Source organism: Sulfurovum sp. NBC37-1 (assembly GCF_000010345.1).
GTDB lineage: Bacteria > Campylobacterota > Campylobacteria > Campylobacterales > Sulfurovaceae > Sulfurovum.
The window spans coordinates 2092791-2109945 of record NC_009663.1; the positions used below are offsets into that span (position 1 = coordinate 2092791).

A 17155-nucleotide genomic window follows, 5' to 3' on the forward strand; every position below is an offset into this window, starting at 1 on the left:
CTCCTAAAACAATATCCATTTCAAGCGTAAGGTATGATGCAGCATCGCTCCCTTTGAGCGAAACCCGAGTATCTGCATCTTCCCGTAATGCCCCTCTGTTGTCTTAAAAACAAATACACTTCCTTTGGAAAATTTTCTGTCAAAATCAAAGGCTATGAGGGGCATGCCTGAAAGCTTTTTTCTTTTAACATAAGACTTGTCAATGCTATTGTAAGATTTCCCTTTAACCATAGCAAAACGCGACTTTTTAAGTGGGTTAAAAAAGTGCATATCCACTTTTCCGGGCAATGCTTCCCACTTTAGATCTCCCCAACTATTTTTTCTGCTTACTTTACCGCTCTCAAAATCCAAACTTGACCCTGAAGGAAGCCTTGCTGAACCGGAGTGCCCATAGACATTTTTCTTTGACTTGGGCTCTCCGTACTGCCCATACATCTGATCTTCAAAATCTACCATAAAATGAAAACGGTCATTTATCCTACTCCCGACACGCTCCCCCAAACCTTCGAGCATACTCTCTCGTGCTTTCATCATAGCATCTTCATACGAGATTGAGGAGCCTGTATCCATACGGACATTGTAGGAGAGGTTACCGTGATAGAGTTCATAACCTCTTCTGTCAAAAACTTCATATCGTGCCCGAAGTCGTACATTTTGTTTAAAGCGGTACTGTTTTCTTCCCAAAAACTTTCCACCACTTCTGCCAAAATTTGTACTATAACCGCTTATTTGAACTTTCATTAAAAAAGGTGCATTCCTATGCAACTCTATGTGCCCTCTCAGGTTCAACTCTTTTTCCAGACCATCCAAAAAACGTTCTCTCTCCCATCTTCCTATATGAGAACCGCGAACAGACTGTACACCCAATGCCAAAATGGGATACTCTTTGGCTTCTGTCACTGTAGACGATACAAGAAAGATAAAAGTCAATATTCCAAATATTTGTTTACACATGCTTATTTTCCTCTCTGTTCTCATATTTTTATTGGAGCTATCCTAAAGATTTAAACCGATATGCGCCAAATCTTTTATCTTTCCATCCATTTAGGAGAAAATATGGTGTCATCTATTGTATTATGGACCTCTATACTCACAGCAATCTTCTCTCTGTCAGGGTCCATGCGTTCCCCTTTGGGTGACGTAGAGTAATCCATCTGCCTTAAAACGATCCCCCTCCAAAGATACAGATCTTCAAACGCATCAATGAAATAATGTTCAGTCATCCTGCCTGCTACTTCAAGCTTGCCTTTCAATATGACTGAAGGATAAAGTACTTTGACCCAACCAGAAACCTCAAAGAACCTTCCTGCCTTCGAACATTCAATACGCATATAGTAAGGATTGATAGAGACTTTGTTCTTTTTAGCATTATAGTAATAACGCTTATCCCCTTTCCAAAGCATTTCATACTTCAGCAGAGGCTTGGCAAGTTTTTTCCCGCCAAATCGACTGACTGAAAATGAACGCTCAAAAGCCACATTACCATACTCATTCCAAAAATACTCCACCTCCTCTTCCACATAATAGGGTGTTGTCCTCTTCCCCTGCACATAACCGTTGGAATCCATATAAAATGAAGCTTGTATCAAGTATTTTCTTTTTTCATAAGTGATTTTTCCAGACTTTACAGCATAAGGATGAAAAGATTCTGCGCATATCAAAAGAGGAAAAAGGAAGAAGAGGAGTATTCGGCGTAACATTGATTAGCTGCCTTTATTCATCATAAGAAAACTTCTCTTCCCAAAAGAGGGATCATCTTTGAAGTAATGGGTCTCTATACACTCTTTACCATTTTTCATATATCGCGCGTATCTGTACATTTTAAAGTCACCTACACCACTGACATCTATAGAACCATCTGCTCTCTTTTTACCATACATCACCCCTTCTGCAATGCTGTCTTTTTTTGTAAATCCTGCATCTTTACATCTCAACTTGGTATCTACCATACTATGCATACCAAGTTTTTTAGCACCTAAAACATATTTTTGTACATATTTAGAATTGATACCTATCTGAAAATCCAGATACTTATAGCCCGATAAATTTTCAGCTGAAACTGCTAATGTCAGTGTAACTACCAGAAACAAAACAGTCTTTTTCATCCTGTTATCCTAATCATTGCCATCAATCAAAACACTGAAATTGACTGTTCCGCCTTTATAGATAATTTCTGTACATACTGCCTCGACATCATTTTTAAGCTTTTTGGTATAACCATAACTCACAAGATCAGGAAAAGACTGTTCTACCGGTTTCCCCTTAAAACCCAGTTCTTTGCAACTCAATACTTTGCCTTTAAGTACTTTATAGGGATTGACGCCATCATTTGTCATTTTTATACCATCCAGCTCCAAATCTGCCATCATCTCGGGGACATTCTTATACACACTTATAATGTCATATTTGTAGATGTCTATCTTCTCTGCTGCCATCATGGCTGTTGTAAGCGTTGCCACTGCTGTTGTTATCAGTATCTTTTTCATTTTATTTTCTCCTTTTATTTTTATGTATTATCTTTTGGCCCTACTGCATACACTGCTGCATATCTTGCATATTATTGGCTTTTTCTACACATTTCATGTTTTGCAATCCCTCTTCTATAAACCCCAGTGTCTCTTTTTTTGTCTTAGCATTCCACTCTGTAAGTTCATCTTCCGGATCGCTACTTTCTCCGGTCATCTCATCCATTTTATGCGTACATATTTTTGCTTCTTTCAATGTATCAGCATCACTTAAACACTCTTTAGCAAAACGCAATGCTTTACCCTCTGCCAAGATTTTCTGTTTCATACGCGGGAACATTGCATTCATCATTGCATCACCCATAGCTTTCTCCTGAGCTTTAGTAACTTTTTCTCCCGGTTTTATCCCCGTATCTTTTGCTGCTGCTGCCATAGCTACTTTCGCTACTGCTATACTTTCAGCAGCCTCTGCAGCTTGAACTTCAGACTTTTTATCCATAGCATCCAGTTTACTTTTGTCCAACTTGTTACCTTCCATATCATAAATAGGAAAATCAGGCAATTTAAAATCATCTTTTGAAAGCGAGATGTCAAATTTTGCTTTTGTAGCTATTTCAGTATTTTTTATACCCATGATATTTGATTCTACTTTAAGCGGTATCCCCTTATAGATACACTGCTTTGTCCCCATAAGATTCCATACTTCACAGGTATAGCCCAGTACTTTATCGGTACCTGTTTTTTTGCCACCCATTTTTATCATCATGTCTTTTCCGGTTTGCCCCATATTCTTTCTGCCACCCATGAGTGCCCCCATAGCTGCACCCATGTTCTCCATACGCATGATTCTTTTCCTATTAAAATCAGTATGGTAGACCATTCCTTCCTTCAGGTAAGTCATCGTATGTGTTTTATTTACATGCTTCTGTCCCATGACGACCTGTTTTTCTACTTTGACCTCTTCTGTAAGATTTTTGGCACCATAGTCATCAAAAATCACTCTTTTTTTCCCGACAGTCTGCATCTTTTGCCCCATGATCTCACCGGAACCTTTGATCTCATAAGTGATCTTCCCACTTTTTACATCATAAAGTTTCATCTGATCTGCACTTGCAACCAACATACTGCTACCCATCAATACTACTAAACTTACTTTTGCTATTTTTATCATTTTATTTTCCTTTTTTATTTTGTAAACATTTGAAGATCATCTATGGTCATACCATCAGAATCATCCTGCGGTACAAGTACATCCAAAATTCCACTTGACTTGTTTTCTGACGAAGAATTTTTCTTCCTTTCAATTCTTTTAGGTGCATATAATGGATTATTTATATCATCATATATCTGTTTCTCCTCTGTGTAACTTCCACTAAAGTTTTCCATATTCTCGATAATTTTTTTTGCTTTTCTAATATCACTTTTACTTGATTTATATATATTAACTTTATATCTATAAGAGACTTTTGGATGCATAATATTTGCACCATTTTCAAGTACATCATAAAACTCTCTTTGGATACGACACTTTGTATCTTTTGCATCTTGTCCCAATGCTTGTTCAACAGCTATTCCAAAATCACTAATCTCTTTTAATTGAGGAATTTTTGCTTTTCCTTCAGCATTAAGTTTTAACATTTTTTTAACTTCAGTATCTTTTTCAATTTGACTTTTTTTCTGTACCCAATTTGAGCTATCAGAAAAACGACCAGTATCTTTCAAAGTTTTCCAAGGTACTTTTATCACTTTATCTTTAATTGAAGATATCTGTAAATCCAAAACGGTATCTTTAGTAAATGCATTACTGGAACTAAAATTGTTTAAATAGCTAAATGATGCCTTGTGATAGGGTAGACCTTCTACTTTTTTTACAATTTCATACTGACAACTTGATGTATTGAGCTTATATTTTTCTGATGTTTTTTTGACAGAAGTCTCTTTTACAAATGGAGCATTTGTAATTTGACCTTTGACTGTTTCTATATTTATCACTTGTTTTGTATCTTTTAATGTGACAGTTGTAAGATCGAAGTTTCGTCCTCCCGTTCTCATATTTGGCTCTTGGATCTCTATTTTTTTTACCACTGTTCGCATAGTATAATAATGGGGACAGAAGAGTTCATCGGAATAATGAGATTTAGAACAAGTTTGCTCATCAGACTTAGCATTGCACATCTGATGACCCAATGAACGTGCAGCTTCCCTTATTAAGTTCTCAACTTCTAACCAATTTTTCATACCGCTAACTGAGAGTTTTTTCTGAGCTCTTACACAGCCTTTGAGGTCTTCAAGCCTCAAATTTACCATTCCACACCCATTATTAGTAATTACACTTCCTTTCAGTAAATAGCTTGCATAAATAAAATGCTCATGGATGCGACTATCAGGATCAATATTTTCATCATTCTTATCTCTTTCCATTATTTCTCTGGCCTTTTTCCGGACCTCATCTAATGCAAAGTAAAAATCACACCTATGACCATCATTTGACAAATACGAATTTGTCAATTCCTCTTCAATCTCCACTAGCACCCAAGCTGATGGAAAACTTTCACCTTCAATAATAACAGTCATGTCAGCAGGATTGTAACCAAGGACTATTCCATTTTTAGCAAAACCAGGAGGAAGCCCATTAGGAAGTGCCACTAATGACGATACAGAAAAAAGTATTAAAAAAAATAATTTATACATTTATTATTTCATTCCACCAAACATCTTCAACATATCACCAAGCTGCTCAACCTCAGTTTTTTTAGGTGTAAATTCTCCATTATTGGCAGCACACTCTTTAAGTTGTCCCATACCTACACCTTTGTTGATGCAGACGATGTAAAGCTTTGCATTTTTGATGTCTTTTGTTTCTCTTGCAAGTTCTTTTACGCGTATCTCTTCACTCCACTCAGTATGGGCTATGGTCTTTGGCTTTTTGCCTTTAATCCCAACCACACTTTCCATTTTCTCCTGTGCAACCTTTGCACCATCATTGGCGATAACATCACAAAGTTTTGCATCTTCTAAAGTTTTAGATGCACCATAACACTCTTTGGTTTTTTCCATATATGGTAGTGCCACTATAAGACTCTCTTTTATTCCCTGCATTGGCTTACTCTCTATACTCTTTTGTACGCCACCTGCACCACCAAGTAAAGCACCAAGTCCTGCTAGAGATTTTTTTACTTCATCGACATCTTTTTGATCTAAGCCGTCAATTTGTACAGTTTTGCCACCAATAGAAACGGTTTGGGTATCTGCTTTTTGCCTTTCAGGCTCTTTTTTCTTAGAAGTAACCGGTACAACTACTGCTTCTTCTGAGTCTGCTTTTATCTCTTCTTCATGGTTAAGATTGGTCAAATCCAGGATGAGCTTATTGGGTTTGCCATTACCGACAGTAAATTCCGCTTCGCCAGAACCTGCATCTATCGCAGCCTCAACCCTGTAGTTACCGTCATCGAGTATAACCTCCCAAGTGTCAGAACAGTTCAGTTTCTTATCATCCACAAGACGCCCATCGTTTGCATACACCTCATAGCTGACTTTGGCATTCATATCTGCACATTTTGCACCTATCATAAACTTTCCAAAAAGCACATGCACTTTTGTTGTTTTTCCAGCCTCAATTTCAAACGGAGTAAACTTATCAAATCGATTGTAACTTGATTTGAGAATATATTTTCCTACCGGTAATTGAGCCTTTCCGGGCTTTTTCTTATAAGAAGTGGCGCTGGAGATGCTCTCTCCGGGTTTGCCATTATCGTCCTCATATATTCCGTGGTAAACCTGTATCCACTTTCCACCTTCTTTTTCTGATGCGGAGGTTTCTACCGTTCCAGTCTGCCCCATTATGACATGAACTTTGGTCACTTCACCGGGCTTGATTTCAAACGGTGTAATCTTTTTAAATTTGTTGTAGCTCGATTTGAGAATATATTTTCCTACCGGTAACTGTACTGTTCCGGGCTTCTTCTTGTAGGAAGTGGTGCCGCTGATCATGTCTCCGGGTTTTCCGTTGTCATCCTCATGGATCTCATGATACACCCGTACCCATTTGCCGTTTTCTTTTTCCGATGCGGAGGTTTCTACAGTTCCGGTCTGCCCCATTATGACATGAACTTTGGTCACTTCACCGGGCTTGATTTCAAACGGTGTAATCTTTTTAAATTTGTTGTAGCTCGATTTGAGAATATATTTTCCTACCGGTAACTGTACTGTTCCGGGCTTCTTCTTGTAGGAAGTGGTGCCGCTGATCATGTCTCCGGGTTTTCCGTTGTCATCCTCATGGATCTCATGATACACCCGTACCCATTTGCCATTCTCTTTTTCCGATGCGGAGGTTTCTACCGTTCCGGTCTGGCTAAATACGACAGGTACTTTCACTACCGAATCCGCTTTTACTTCAAACGGTGTCTCTTTTTTGAATTTGCTATAAGAAGATTTGGCCACATACTTTCCAACAGGCAGCCTCCTCAGGCAGGGCTCTTTTTTGGTGGATTGACAAGAATCTGTGCTGCTCTCTTCCGCTTCACCATCAACTACCCTGTGTATATAATGGTATGACTTGACCCACTTGCCACCCTCCGTTTCACTGGCATATATCTTGGCTTCCCCGGTCTGTCCCATGATGACATTGACTTTGGTCAGTTCATCCTCTTTTACCTCAACAGGTGTATTGATCTTGTATTTGTTGTATTGTGTCACGATGATATATTTTCCTGTTGGTACACTTTCGAGACAGGGCTCTTTCTTGTCAGATTCGCATAGATGCTCATATCTATCCGAAGGTTTCCCGCCAACATCTTTGTAGATTTGATGAAGTGCTGCCACAGCTTTTCCGCCTTCGGTCTCCGAAGCCGTGATCTGCAGATTCTTTTCTACTTTTTTAGGTTTGGCCACTTCTACTTTCTTGACGATCGTTTTCATCGCTTTGTTCAACGCAGCGGCATTCTTGGCAGAAAAATACTCTCCCCCCGTTGCATTCGCGATACACTCCAGCTGCTTGTCGGTCTTTTTGTCCACATTGAAACCAACCACATGGGCGACAAAATCGATTCCCTCTTTTTTCAACTCTTTAGCCGTAGCACAGGGATCAGGATCACAGGTCTCTTTGCCATCGGATATCAGGATGATCGTTGCCTTCTCTTCGGTATATTTCAACTCCCCAGCCGCTTTTCTCAGCGAGCGGCTGATGGGCGTCTTGCCTTTAGGCTTGATCTTCATCACGGTATCGATCACCCTCTTCTTATCTACCTTCCCGATAGGGATGACCACTTCGATATCGTTGCAATCCCCCTTGCTGCGATGCCCATAAACCGTCAATCCTAACTCTACATTGGGATTCCACTCTCTGACTACATTCTTCAATGCATCACGAGCTATCTCTATTTTAGTGACACCATTTATCTGACCCCACATACTACCACTTGCATCAAAAATGATGACCGCACGAGGATTATCTTCTGCCGCAACCTGTGTAAAAAGTGCAGCTACGACAAGCACTAAACCCAACAACAATTTCTTCATTATCTCTCTCCTTTTTTGTTTTGAATTGATTTTAACATAATAATGTGCCAAAAATGTGACAACTTGACTATTCTTACTTCTTCTCTTCTCTACACTTCCTATACACATTACCTGTATAAGAACTTTTTGCACAAGGTACTCTCACATTCAAAAATTCATCCACATCAGCCAAAATATCTTTTTTTATCTTTTCATCCCACTTATTATTAAACTCTACCCACCCACCCATCTCTTCTATTTGAAAGACACATTGAGAAGCTTGAGATTTATCTTTAGCACCAGAGAGACACTTTTTAGCAAAACGCATCGCTTTTTCTTTTTTTAATACCTTTTGTTTCTGTTTTGGGTAGTCAAAATTTGCCATTGCCACACCTGCTGCCTGCTCTTGCTCTTTTGTCATCTTTACATTTGAGTCAAACAGTTTTTTGCCTTTAAAACCAGCCTTTTGCGCTGCTATCAATCCTGCTTCTATTGCTGTACTTGCACCTTTTTTTGTTTTACTTGTATTGTCTGCTTTATCTTCATTTTCTATAGTACTTTGTTCCAATGTTATCTCATTACCTTGTTTATCATACGCAGGAAAATCCGGTAACTTAAAGTCATCTTGCCCTACTGGTACATCAAACTCTAATTTAGAAGCTACCGTAGTTTCACCATCAGAATAGTGTTTAAGTACGATCCCCTTATAAATACACATAGATTCATTTTTCTTCTTCCATACAGTACACTCCACACCTGCCACAGTTTCTATACCTGCTTTTTTAGCTTTGGGCATGAACGCTTGTATATCTTTTCCGTCAACCAGAGTATAGTTCGCAGCAAAGTAAGGATTCTTCACTTTTTTGATCCTGTTTCTGTCAAAATTAACATGATACTGGTTAATGCCATTGGTATATGTCATTTCATGCTCTTTCGCAAAAGTACTTTTACCCCGGCTTTTACTCTCAATAATTTTTTTAAATTCTACAATCTCTTTGTTGCCATAGTCATCAAAAATAATCCTTTTCTTCCCTTTTATATTCTCTTTAATTCCTAAGGCTTTAATCTCTTTTTCTCCGCTGATATCATACGTCACCTTCCCACTTTTAACTGCATACCACTTAAGTCTCTCTGCCTGAAGCATGCCTACTAGCATCATTACCATAAGTGATACTTTTATTACTGTTTTCATATTTTCTCCTCAAATTTATTTTTATAACTGCACATCACTCTCCCCCCACATACTTTAAATTTTCTTTTTTTGATTAGTTTTTTCTGCGTGATCTTGCCTGAAACGTTGATCTTATACTCAAAAATATACTCTCCGCATGCATACTTCCAGCCATTATATTCATGGGAAACATGGTGTTCTCGGACAACATACCCACTGCCACTTTTACGGTATTTGGCACTATACTTCTCAGCCTTCTCTCCAGCATCACTATTTAACCACAACACAAGACTAAGCTCTGCCGGAGTATCAATAGGTTTGACCATATCTACAACATCCATAATGTTCTCAAGTCTCCATGTCTTACGCTTACTGTCAAGCATAAATCCATTGTAATACCAACTTGAGGAGCCTCCCAATCCCACATATTTACCTTTTTTGATTGCATATTGTTCTTTAAGTGGAATACGGCTAAAAACATTCATGTTGCGAGGTGCTGATTGATATATCCGTAGTGCCACACTTGTATTTTTAGTGACCGTTGGTAGACGAGACATCTCTGTTGTTTTACTGTATTTACGCAATTCTACATACACTACACCTTTTTTAAGTGTAAATGCCTTAGATCCATAATGTTCAAGTGACTTTAGTGGTTTCCAGCCTGCGTTGGCAGAGAGTGTCAGCAGCAATGTTATAAATATTGTTTTTATCTGTTTCATCTTTACTCTCCCCCACACTCAACTTTTCTTTTTTTGATAAGTTTTTTCTGTACCACCTTACCTGAAGTATTAACCTTATACTCAAAAGTATAATCGCCACATCCATAAATCCAATCACCGCCACCATGAGCAATATGATGCTCTCGAACCACATACCCACTGCCATTTTTGCGATACTTGGCACTATAACTCTTTTTATCCGACAGGTCTTGGGCATTACTATGTAGCCATAGAACAAGGCTGAGATCTGCCAGTGAATCGACAGGTTTGACCATATCTACAACATCCTGAATATTCTCTAGTCTCCAGGACTTTCCTGTACTGTCAAGCATGAAAGCATCATAGTACCACTTTGAACTGGGTCCAAGCGATGCATAAGCACCTTTTTTGAATCCATATCTTTTTTTAGAAGAAATCTTCTGAAAAGCATGTTTAGTTGCAGATCCAAAATATGACAAAGGATGCCGATACATTCTAAATACCACAGCTTTCTTTTTTGCAGTATCACCACTCCCTGCTGCATTGGGAATATATGTTTCAGTATACTTGCGAATCTCTACATACGCCACACCCTTTTTAAGCGTAAATGCTTTTGGTCCATAATGATCAAGTGATTGAAGTGGTTTCCAACCTGCATTGGTAGAGAGTGTCAGCAGTATGATTATGAGTATTGTTTTTATCTGTTTCATTTTTTCTCCTCTAAAACTTATAAACCGTTTCAGGTATAATGCACAATGTACCCGCACTACCACCAACTTTTACTTTCTGACTCTTCATTTCATCATAATTGGAATAATAATTGTAAATAGATTGCGAAGGCATTTTAGAAAAAGCACTTCTAAGATTTTTACAAAAAGATGCTTCTCCTGTATTGCAGTCAACTTTCGGGTCAAACTTTACAAATTTCAATCCTTTTAATCTATCACGATTTACCCAAAGAGAGCCATCTTTTTTCATAGCGTACATAGAACAACAATTTAAAATAACCCTGTCCCAACCTTTTTGTTTTCCTACTCTCTTCAAATCAGGCAAAGGGCTTTTGTGAGCATAATTCAGATCCTCAGGAAGGATCCATAGGCTTCCATCTTTTTTCAGCCCAATATCATGATCACAACATCCATTACCTGCCCATTTTACTCCAAAATCAACCCAATCATGACTATAGCTTAAAAGCAGAGGTTTTTTTCTCAGCCCTTCTCCCCAACCCCACAGTGTTCCATCTTTTTTAATGGCATACACACGATAACCACCATTGATGATCTTCGCTCCGGCAAAACCATCCCCTATCTTTTTAGGTTCCAAGTGATAAATATACTTAGTTGTATATGTAGGCTTACCTGTATCTGGATCTAGAGGAGGGAGCATCTGACCCCAGTTGCAACCCCCTACTTCACCAAGTTGCCACAGCGTACCATCTTTTTTGATGGCTCCATCACCTGCACAAGTTTTCCATGAGGCCATCCAGTCTTTGGCTTTACTTAGTTCTTGTTTGCATTTGTGTTCTTGATTTTGACTATTATCTGGATCAATAACTTCATTATGGCTACATCCTGCAAAAAGTAAAAATATACCAAATAGTATTACTGCTTTAATCATAATATTCTTTTCCTTTCTTGTCTGTATACCCCATACGTCCATCAAACAGCTCAAACCTGGAGAGTGTTTTGTCAAATGATCCTAAGCTTTTGTATTTAAAGTGATAAAAACATAAAACATTAGTTGTATAATTACTTTTGCAATTCATAAACATTACCTCTGTACTTAAACTTTTTAGAAGAAATAATTTTTACTTCCTTGCCCTCCAATACTGTATATGGATTACAATTTTTTAGCTCATATACAGCCTTATCTGAAAATGTAAAACCACTTTGCTTTTTTTGCAGTTTCAGCTTTCCTGTTTTTATCTCTTTTGCACTAATTTTCTTTTTTCTGTCTGTTTGCAAGAAATACATCGTCCTGTTTTTAGATAGCAAGATAAAAGCATAATCTTCTTTTATTTTAGTTCTATACACCCTGTCTAGCTTGAACTTCACCTGCGACTGCTTGAGAGAGGATTGTTTGGTCACTTTTTTTAATTTTGTACGACTGTAGAACATAGCATATTTTGAATTATCCGGTGCAGTTTGTATAAGCTTTATATGATTGACATCTAACAGATACAAAGGCAGTTCCCTTTCATCTAAAACCAAAGCATAGTGCTTTCCTCTTTTTTTAAGTTTAGCTTTCAAACCAACTTTTGCAGCTACTATTGTATTATTATCGGATATTTTCAACTCAGACAACATGGACATAGTCATGCCAAGAATATCTTTGTATTTCGCATTATTATTTTTATATGTATACTGCTTATCTATCTGCCAATCACCTGTCAATGGTGATGACGACAAAATACCCGTTACCAACACTAACACCATGCATACTTTTAAAACCTGTTTCATTTTATCCCCCCTTTGATACTTTATTTGTATTTGATCAATACCCCTCACCAGGAAAAGTCATCTCCGGTAAGCGGTGATTCTTTATATTGTCATCTAACTTTAAATACCTCATATTTACCCAGCCTAGCACTGCGTATGGTACTTTGCTACTCTCCGGACCCATTGCCCAACCCATCGTAAAATCATAAGCAACATAACACCAGCTACTCTTACCAATTTTTTGGCATTTGGCTGCTACTATGCCTACATCGTTGTACTTGAGATGTCCAACTTTTTTGGAGCTGTTTCGTGGATGTTCTCTAACATTGAGGTTATCGTCAGATCTTACACCCACTACTTTAAATATGTTTTGGTTTTTCCTGTATTGTATAGCTGGTGAGTAGATGATGTCTGAGGCAGGTTTAAGGTATTTTTTATTGACCCAGCCTCCGTTACGTGGAAAATCTCTAACAAAGAACATAGTATCATCAGGTAAAAAATCTATATGACACCAAACAGTAGAACCATTTTTCTTACATTTACCTACAGTAATACCCGTGTCGTATGACAGTAGAGTCCCTGTCTTTTTAGACGAGGCAGAAGCAGATTGACGAACACTCAGGGTATCATCATCTTCTATACCTGTTACTTTGTAGTATAAGCCACCTGCAAAGCAGATGCCTGAGAGAAGAAAGATCAATATTATCCCTCTATTCATTTATGATGTCTTCTACTAGATACACTCTTTTTTTAAAGATCGTGATTTGAGCTTTTTTCGTGAAACAATTTCACCTTTTTTATTGACAAGGGCTTTTTCAGTCACTTCTTTTTTCTCCACACATTGGGTAGTGCCTGGGCATCCTTTGCACTCCTTGTCTGTCGTCTCATACGTATAGGTAATCTCATACCCTTTTGCTGTTTTATAGTAATGGTTACCGTTTGTATATCCGTGGATCCATAGGATCAAGCGTGCCTCTGCAGGAGTATCTATCTCACCAAGCTGCGTAATAACATCTTTAACCTCATCCATTCTCCACACTTTATTGTTTTTATCAATCAGAAAACCATTAATAAGTCTACCGGGATGACTCCCCCCAATATTGCTTTCTTTTGTACGCATCGGCTTTGCCATACTAAATTTTTTATAAAGCGCAGGATCAATGTCCGATATAGGTTCTGAACACCATGTCACATGTCTTATCCAGCGGTGGTATGTATTTTTCTTATTTGGACTGTTTTCATATGATCGTATTTCCAGACATTTGACATTTTCACTTGGGTGTATATCATTTGCACTTACATTGGGTTGCTTTGCCTCAATCTGTACAACCGCTGCCATCATAAACATAGCCATTACTGTTTTTTTCATACTTTTCTCCTCATAGGTTTATTTCAGGGCACCTCTAATAACCCTAGATGTTCATAACATCTCTGGCTTTTATCTGGGCTAGACACTCTTTTGAAGGCCTAGCCGTAGCTAAGTCGAAAAGTAACAACGCATAGGCGAAAGCTAGTGATGCCCGCAGGGTGGGCTTTGCAAACACAATCTTTCACAAGATACTTACTTCATCTTAGCTTTGGCTAGGACTTGAAAGCCTCATGCAAAATCTCACATTTGCAAAACCCATTATGGGTATTTGGGGTTATTAGAGGTACCCTTCATATAATACCATTAAGATGTGACAAAAATGTGACAAATTTAAAAACTTACTTTTTGGGATTTGCTATATTCCCCATAAATAGAACTTGTTCTGTCTCTTCATCTTTGACAACAACGATAAACGGTCTGTTTACATTCATCACTTTTATTTTAGGAGATCAAGGTACGCCTACCAAGATTACGTACTACACGATCATACTTCCCCTTACTAGGCAAAATGACGACCATTGAAGTGCCATTGTTCTTAATAGGGTAGCACTATCGCTTGATAATCAAACCCCTCTACATATTTGAAATGCATACTTTAATGCATCATATCATTATCTCAACACAGCCTTTAACATGTACCTCTCTAAGTGTTTTTTCTTTCATCACTTTTCCCTTCTCATCGTAATAGCGAAAATATTCATGAAAATAACATTCACCCATATCTGAATCAAGAAAACGTACTCTGTAGTTCCTGCCCACTTTTTTATAACTGTAACTTCTTCGTCCAGGATGGTCCGATGCCATAATCCACAGAAGTATTTCCGCTTCTGTATCTATGTTACCAAGAAACTGTTGTACGTCATCAAGTGTTTCTATGGCTTTGAGTTTTCCGTCTTTGGCATCTATGAAACGAAGTGTGTAAAAAGTGTAGTCATTCAGCAGTGGCTGAGGGTACTTCCAGAAATATGCTGGTTTCATAATGGCCTTTGCAAGGTACTGCTGTGAACGATTATTGAGCTTTTTTGTTGCTTTGCCAATGTGCAAAATTTCTCTAAAAACCGCTTTACCTCCAGGAAGCTCAAAATGTTTACCGTCAGAAGGCTTGGTATTGAAAGAGACCACATCAAAATAGCTTACCTGCCATCCTAAATGAAAATCACTCCATCCGTATGAGTTTATTTTTTTAAACTTTTTTTCACCTTTGGAAAGTCTTGGGACAGGTTTGTGTATCAGTGTCACGGTCTGGGCATTCAGAAACAATACCATTGAGATCAGTATAATCAAAAACTTCATTCGCTCCTCCTCTTTTTAGTTTTCTTTTATTATAGGCAACAAACAAAGTGTGCCATCTTTGTTGGCTTTTAGATTTTTGTTAAAATAATTAGAGCTGTAGATTGTTCCCAATGACATTTTGTTCATTTTTGATTTGAGAACCGGATATTTATCTAGTTCTACATATGATTCTTTTTTAGCTTTACTGTATCTCTTAAAAATAATTTTAGGACCATTCCAAGTATCTGCTCTCCATAGTGAACCATCTTTTCTCATTCCATAGATTCTACAGCAATCCAATATAATCTTCTTCCAGTCACTAAATTGGCTGATTTTTTTTAATTTCAGTGCAGTCTTATATTTACCAAGAGCAAAAGCAGAATCGGGAAAACGCCAAAGCGTACCATCTTTTTTTAATCCGACATCATAAGCACAACAGCCATTTCCCTCATATTTGACAGCAAAATCAGACCAATTATGGGAAGCATCCAGCTTTATAGGCTTCACTCCCAAACCTTCACCCCATCCCCAAAGTGTTCCATCTTTTTTGATAGCATAGAGACGATATCCACCATTGATAATTTTAGCTCCTCTAAAACCACTCCCTATTTTTTTAGGTTTTAGTGTATAGATATGTTTCTCTTTGTATATTGCCTTACCTGTTTGAGGGTCAAAAGGCGTAATCCCTCCCCAACCACACTCTCCAACTTTTCCAAACTGCCAAAGCGTTCCATCTTTTTTGAGTGCCGTATAGCCCGAACAGGTATGCCATGCCTTTACCCAGTCTGCACTATAAGTCATCTCCTGTCTGGCATTGTCTTTACATACTGTTCTTTTTTGTTTAGGCGAAAGTGCTGTAACCTTTCTAGTGCAAAGCACATACCCTTTGTACTTTTTGTCTGCCCAACCACTCTTTGCCTTTTTAAAGTTTACAAAGGCACCCAGCTTTCCACGATCTTCTCTCGTCCACATCCATACATCATCATATTTACCGCCCACCTCAGGCATGGAAGAGGCAAATTCAGATTTAACAAACAACCCTTTAGCAGTAGGTTTTTTTGTCATAATAGCTTGAAGCTCTTTTTGACTGGCAACTCTCCAATTACTATAACCATTGATATTCAACTTCTTGCAATAGTCCTGAGCTTTGTTCCAGCGCCATACACGCAGCCCCTCCCAATCCGTATCAAAGATATGTTTATCTTTTTTCGTAAATGGCTGATTTTGATACATTGTATTACCAATAACCACTGTATCCTCTGCACTTAAAAACTGTAAAAACAGTGCCATTACTATCAAAAACTTGTTCATTTTGCCCACCACCATTCAGTAAAAACTTCCGGAAATTTATCACAAAAATGAGTGAGCGTATCGTAATCCATTCGCTCTTTACTGCCATCGGTACCGTAAAAATACCCTTTCTCGTCCACTTTCCCTTGGTGATAGAACACCACATACTTAACCTTCCCATCAGGATAATACTCTTTGGCATACCCATCTTTTAAACCATTACGATAGCTTACAGCATACTGTAAATGACCCGCATTGTCATATCTCTTTTCAATACCGTTTAATTTACAGTTTCTATAGGGAGATTTACGCTGGAGGATACCCGTATCACAATACCAACTCTTCTCAGGTCCCACACGACATCCATTTAGTTTCATCTCGAGAGAGAGCTTTCCGTTACTACAGTATGATTTTAGATCCTTGACAGTCCCATTAACATAGGTAACCCTACTTTCCAATACACCAGATATATATCCAAAACGCTGCTCTACACCATTTTTTTGATTATTTTTATAGGGTGTACTGTGTACCATCTGCCCTTTTTGGTTGTACTCTCTGACCTCTACTTTCTTACCATGGCGATAGAGTATCGTTTCATAGAGCCAGCCACCCTCTGGACTGTATTTTTTCGACAAGCCTTCAAGCAGACCATTTTTGTAGCTAGTCTCAGAGACTATCTTTTTTGTTTTTTTGTCGTAGCGTATCTCAGTACCATCCTTCTCGCCATTTTTTTCAGAAGTAATGATATACACTTGGCTATTTTCCTTGCGAATAATACTATGATCACCCTCTTTCTGGGTTTTACCGTTGCCCCAAGATTCTGAAAAAGAGGGAGGATTTGACTCGATCGTTGGCGCTTTCAGGAGAAGCGGAGGTTGAGCATACCGTGTTGCACATCCACCTATCCATATCAGAAACATGGTTACTATTAAAATTTTCATATTATTTTCATACTT

At 38.2% G+C, this 17155-nt stretch carries 18 protein-coding genes; all 18 read right to left on the bottom strand.

Annotation, left to right across the window (positions count from 1 at the left end; translation table 11 throughout):
* Window positions 1-3: 3 nt before the first annotated feature.
* On the bottom strand, window positions 4-954 hold the full coding sequence (locus SUN_RS10445) for a hypothetical protein (protein ID WP_012083775.1): 951 nt from the start codon (window positions 952-954) through the stop codon (window positions 4-6).
* 74 nt (window positions 955-1028) lie between these two features.
* Window positions 1029-1589 carry a hypothetical protein gene (locus SUN_RS10450; protein WP_232501333.1) on the bottom strand — a complete coding sequence of 187 codons (561 nt, stop codon included), beginning with the start codon at window positions 1587-1589 and terminating at the stop codon, window positions 1029-1031.
* 114 nt (window positions 1590-1703) lie between these two features.
* Window positions 1704-2105, bottom strand: coding sequence for a hypothetical protein (locus SUN_RS10455; protein ID WP_012083777.1), 402 nt, complete (start codon window positions 2103-2105; stop codon window positions 1704-1706).
* A gap of 9 nt (window positions 2106-2114) precedes the next feature.
* Complete coding sequence (locus SUN_RS10460; RefSeq protein ID WP_012083778.1) at window positions 2115-2486, bottom strand: hypothetical protein; 372 nt, start codon at window positions 2484-2486, stop codon at window positions 2115-2117.
* A 40-nt stretch (window positions 2487-2526) separates the two neighbouring features.
* Window positions 2527-3636: a hypothetical protein gene (locus SUN_RS13180; RefSeq protein ID WP_012083779.1), complete on the bottom strand. Its 1110-nt coding sequence runs from the start codon at window positions 3634-3636 to the stop codon at window positions 2527-2529.
* Window positions 3637-3650: 14 nt separating this feature from the next.
* Window positions 3651-5156, bottom strand: a complete 1506-nt coding sequence (locus SUN_RS10470) for a hypothetical protein (protein ID WP_012083780.1) — start codon at window positions 5154-5156, stop codon at window positions 3651-3653.
* A gap of 3 nt (window positions 5157-5159) precedes the next feature.
* Window positions 5160-7982 (bottom strand): VWA domain-containing protein, encoded by a 2823-nt coding sequence (locus SUN_RS13185; RefSeq protein ID WP_012083781.1) that lies wholly within the window; start codon window positions 7980-7982, stop codon window positions 5160-5162.
* Between the two features lie 73 nt (window positions 7983-8055).
* The gene (locus SUN_RS10480) at window positions 8056-9153 is read right to left on the bottom strand and encodes a hypothetical protein (protein WP_012083782.1); all 1098 of its coding nucleotides are present in this window, start codon (window positions 9151-9153) and stop codon (window positions 8056-8058) included.
* Window positions 9150-9851, bottom strand: coding sequence for a hypothetical protein (locus tag SUN_RS10485; protein WP_012083783.1), 702 nt, complete (start codon window positions 9849-9851; stop codon window positions 9150-9152). The genes SUN_RS10480 and SUN_RS10485 overlap by 4 nt, the downstream gene beginning before the upstream one ends.
* Before the next feature lie 2 nt (window positions 9852-9853).
* Complete coding sequence (locus SUN_RS10490) at window positions 9854-10540, bottom strand: hypothetical protein (protein ID WP_012083784.1); 687 nt, start codon at window positions 10538-10540, stop codon at window positions 9854-9856.
* Window positions 10541-10550: 10 nt separating this feature from the next.
* Window positions 10551-11447 (bottom strand): hypothetical protein, encoded by an 897-nt coding sequence (locus SUN_RS10495; protein ID WP_012083785.1) that lies wholly within the window; start codon window positions 11445-11447, stop codon window positions 10551-10553.
* Between the two features lie 131 nt (window positions 11448-11578).
* Window positions 11579-12289, bottom strand: coding sequence for a hypothetical protein (locus tag SUN_RS10500; RefSeq protein ID WP_012083786.1), 711 nt, complete (start codon window positions 12287-12289; stop codon window positions 11579-11581).
* 34 nt (window positions 12290-12323) lie between these two features.
* On the bottom strand, window positions 12324-12986 hold the full coding sequence (locus SUN_RS10505; protein WP_012083787.1) for a hypothetical protein: 663 nt from the start codon (window positions 12984-12986) through the stop codon (window positions 12324-12326).
* Between the two features lie 15 nt (window positions 12987-13001).
* Window positions 13002-13637, bottom strand: coding sequence for a hypothetical protein (locus tag SUN_RS10510; protein WP_012083788.1), 636 nt, complete (start codon window positions 13635-13637; stop codon window positions 13002-13004).
* 338 nt (window positions 13638-13975) lie between these two features.
* Window positions 13976-14068, bottom strand: a complete 93-nt coding sequence (locus SUN_RS13880; RefSeq protein ID WP_148154697.1) for a serpin family protein — start codon at window positions 14066-14068, stop codon at window positions 13976-13978.
* A gap of 172 nt (window positions 14069-14240) precedes the next feature.
* Entirely contained in the window at window positions 14241-14930 is a 690-nt protein-coding gene (locus tag SUN_RS10515) for a hypothetical protein (RefSeq protein ID WP_012083789.1), read from the bottom strand.
* Between the two features lie 15 nt (window positions 14931-14945).
* On the bottom strand, window positions 14946-16220 hold the full coding sequence (locus SUN_RS10520; RefSeq protein ID WP_012083790.1) for a DUF1566 domain-containing protein: 1275 nt from the start codon (window positions 16218-16220) through the stop codon (window positions 14946-14948).
* Window positions 16217-17140: a toxin-antitoxin system YwqK family antitoxin gene (locus tag SUN_RS10525; protein ID WP_012083791.1), complete on the bottom strand. Its 924-nt coding sequence runs from the start codon at window positions 17138-17140 to the stop codon at window positions 16217-16219. The genes SUN_RS10520 and SUN_RS10525 overlap by 4 nt, the downstream gene beginning before the upstream one ends.
* Window positions 17141-17155 lie beyond the last annotated feature (15 nt).

Coding starts and splice junctions, on each gene's coding strand:
- SUN_RS10445 (WP_012083775.1), bottom strand. CDS start 954: ATGTGTAAACAAATATTTGGAATATTGACTTTTATCTTTCTTGTATCG.
- SUN_RS10455 (WP_012083777.1), bottom strand. CDS start 2,105: ATGAAAAAGACTGTTTTGTTTCTGGTAGTTACACTGACATTAGCAGTT.
- SUN_RS10460 (WP_012083778.1), bottom strand. CDS start 2,486: ATGAAAAAGATACTGATAACAACAGCAGTGGCAACGCTTACAACAGCC.
- SUN_RS13180 (WP_012083779.1), bottom strand. CDS start 3,636: ATGATAAAAATAGCAAAAGTAAGTTTAGTAGTATTGATGGGTAGCAGT.
- SUN_RS10470 (WP_012083780.1), bottom strand. CDS start 5,156: ATGTATAAATTATTTTTTTTAATACTTTTTTCTGTATCGTCATTAGTG.
- SUN_RS13185 (WP_012083781.1), bottom strand. CDS start 7,982: ATGAAGAAATTGTTGTTGGGTTTAGTGCTTGTCGTAGCTGCACTTTTT.
- SUN_RS10480 (WP_012083782.1), bottom strand. CDS start 9,153: ATGAAAACAGTAATAAAAGTATCACTTATGGTAATGATGCTAGTAGGC.
- SUN_RS10485 (WP_012083783.1), bottom strand. CDS start 9,851: ATGAAACAGATAAAAACAATATTTATAACATTGCTGCTGACACTCTCT.
- SUN_RS10490 (WP_012083784.1), bottom strand. CDS start 10,540: ATGAAACAGATAAAAACAATACTCATAATCATACTGCTGACACTCTCT.
- SUN_RS10495 (WP_012083785.1), bottom strand. CDS start 11,447: ATGATTAAAGCAGTAATACTATTTGGTATATTTTTACTTTTTGCAGGA.
- SUN_RS10500 (WP_012083786.1), bottom strand. CDS start 12,289: ATGAAACAGGTTTTAAAAGTATGCATGGTGTTAGTGTTGGTAACGGGT.
- SUN_RS10505 (WP_012083787.1), bottom strand. CDS start 12,986: ATGAATAGAGGGATAATATTGATCTTTCTTCTCTCAGGCATCTGCTTT.
- SUN_RS10510 (WP_012083788.1), bottom strand. CDS start 13,637: ATGAAAAAAACAGTAATGGCTATGTTTATGATGGCAGCGGTTGTACAG.
- SUN_RS13880 (WP_148154697.1), bottom strand. CDS start 14,068: ATGAATGTAAACAGACCGTTTATCGTTGTTGTCAAAGATGAAGAGACA.
- SUN_RS10515 (WP_012083789.1), bottom strand. CDS start 14,930: ATGAAGTTTTTGATTATACTGATCTCAATGGTATTGTTTCTGAATGCC.
- SUN_RS10520 (WP_012083790.1), bottom strand. CDS start 16,220: ATGAACAAGTTTTTGATAGTAATGGCACTGTTTTTACAGTTTTTAAGT.
- SUN_RS10525 (WP_012083791.1), bottom strand. CDS start 17,140: ATGAAAATTTTAATAGTAACCATGTTTCTGATATGGATAGGTGGATGT.